Consider the following 2,034-nt stretch of genomic DNA (forward strand, 5'->3'; position numbering starts at 1 on the left):
TCGGGGTTCTCGCGGTACTCCCGGAACATCATCGTGTACATCGCGGGGACACCCGCGAAGTTGGTCACGTCGTTGTCCTGGATGGCGTTCAACATCGGCTCCGGCTCCGGTTGGGCGACCAGTACCATCGTCGAGCCACTGTACAGGCCCGAGCCCAGCAGGGCGTTCAGCCCGTAGATGTGAAACAGGGGCAAGACGAGCAGGAAGGTGTCGTCGGGGTCGAGCGGTAGGCCGCCGTTGTCGTACGCCGCGATGGTCGACAGCAGGTTCTCGTGGGTCAACTGCACACCTTTGGGTTTGCCTGTCGTCCCGCTGGTGTATGGCTGGACCGCCACGTCCGAGAAGTCGCGGTCGACGCCCGCGGCCGCGCGGTCGAACGTCTCGTCGTGGTCGGCGATGGCGTGCGAATAGTTGACGACGCCGTCGTCGGAGACGCCCGGGAGAAACAGCGTCTCTACCTCGGCGGCCGCCGCCAGATTCTGGACCTCGTCGGCCAGGAACGGCGAGCCAAAGAGGACGTCGATGCCCGCGTCCTGGATGACGAACGCGAGCGTCTCGGGGTCCATCCGGAGGTTCAGCGGGACCGGAATCGCACCGGCCTTGATAACGCCAAAGTAGCTCTTCGGGAACCGTGGGGTGTTCGGGACGAACAGGCCGACGCGTTCGCCCGCCTCGACGCCGTGATCGACGAGCATGTTCGCCACTTGATTGGCCTCTGTCTCTAACTCCGCGAAACTCGTCTCCAGTCCCTGGAAGACAAAGGCCGTTTGCTCCCCGTACCGGGACGCTGCCATCGCCGGCAGGTCGCCCATGTGTGCCAGTTGACCACCGTCGTAGTACTCCATGCCTGTCATCATCTACCTCACACACTATAAGCGAGGGGGCTCAGTCGCACGGCCGAACGTCACTCCTCCAGGTCCGCGGTGGCAGCCCGGAGGTCCGCCCGCGTGTTGACGTTCCGGAGCGACTCGAGCGTGGCGTGGGCCCGAATCTCCGCTTCCGGGACGAACACCCAGTCCAGTTCGGCGAGGGCGGCGAACACCGCCCGCTCGTCTCGGGCGAGCGCGGCTTCGCAGGCCGCGACGGTCGCGTCGGTCCGGTAGACCGCTTGCAGGGGCTGGTCACGGCCGTCGACGCGGGGCACGGCTGCGTCGTGCTCGTGCGCCCGCTCGAAGAGGTGCTCGACCAGCGCGGGCGCGACGAAAGGCATGTCACAGGCCACGACGACCGCGAACTCGGACTCGACCGCGCGCAGACCGGTCAGGATGCCGGTCATCGGCCCCCGGTCCGGTTCGTCGTCCACGGCGACGGTCACCGGGTGGGCGTAGCCCGCCAGCGCGTCCTCGATAGCGGTCCGCTGGTCGGGGCGGCAGTTGACGACCAGTCGGTCGATACCGGGTGTGAGGCGGTCCGCGACCCGCCGTATCATCGGTGTGCCCGCGAGGTCGGCGACGGCCTTGTCGCCGTCCCCGAAGCGCGTGGCGTACCCGCCCGCGACGACCAGGCCCGTTCGCATTGCCGGCGGTACGAACCCGGCCCACAAGAAGACCGCCCTGCACGGCCGACCGCGACGCGGTGGGCATCCGCAGGGCATATGCCGCCTGCGGTGTTGCGGTCGCCCATGGATGCGGCGCTTGGCCCACCCGAGAAGATGGAAGCCCGGGCCGACGAGTTGACGCCGATGATGTCACAGTACTTCGAGCTGTGTTCGGCGTACGAGGACTCCTTGGTGCTCTTCCAGGTAGGGGACTTCTACGAGGCCTTCTGTGGCGCGGCCGAACGCGTCTCGCGGCTCTGTGAGATCACCCTGACCAAACGCGAGGACTCGACCGGCCAGTACCCGATGGCCGGCATCCCGACCGACAACGCCGAGAGCTACATCGAGACCCTGCTGGACGCGGGCTACCGCGTGGCCGTCGCCGACCAGGTACAGGACCCAGATGAGGCGACTGGCGTCGTCGACCGCGCGGTCACCCGGGTCGTCACGCCCGGCACGCTCACCGAGGACGAACTCCTCCGGACCGACGACAACAA

3 protein-coding genes are annotated in these 2,034 nt (G+C 67.5%); 1 reads left to right on the plus strand and 2 read right to left on the minus strand.

Features of this window, described 5'->3' with window-relative positions; all coding sequences use genetic code 11:
- A partial coding sequence (locus Q0964_RS16490; RefSeq protein WP_299269788.1) for a class I adenylate-forming enzyme family protein occupies positions 1-857 on the minus strand: 857 nt, incomplete at its 3' end.
- A gap of 47 nt (positions 858-904) precedes the next feature.
- The gene (mobA, locus tag Q0964_RS16495; protein ID WP_299269790.1) at positions 905-1,516 is read right to left on the minus strand and encodes a molybdenum cofactor guanylyltransferase; all 612 of its coding nucleotides are present in this window, start codon (positions 1,514-1,516) and stop codon (positions 905-907) included.
- 105 nt (positions 1,517-1,621) lie between these two features.
- Between mobA and Q0964_RS16500 the strand changes: the two genes are divergently transcribed.
- On the plus strand, positions 1,622-2,034 hold a 413-nt coding region (locus Q0964_RS16500), incomplete at its 3' end, for a MutS N-terminal domain-containing protein (protein ID WP_475405896.1).

The organism is Halorientalis sp. (assembly GCF_028275115.1).
Classification (GTDB): domain Archaea; phylum Halobacteriota; class Halobacteria; order Halobacteriales; family Haloarculaceae; genus Halorientalis.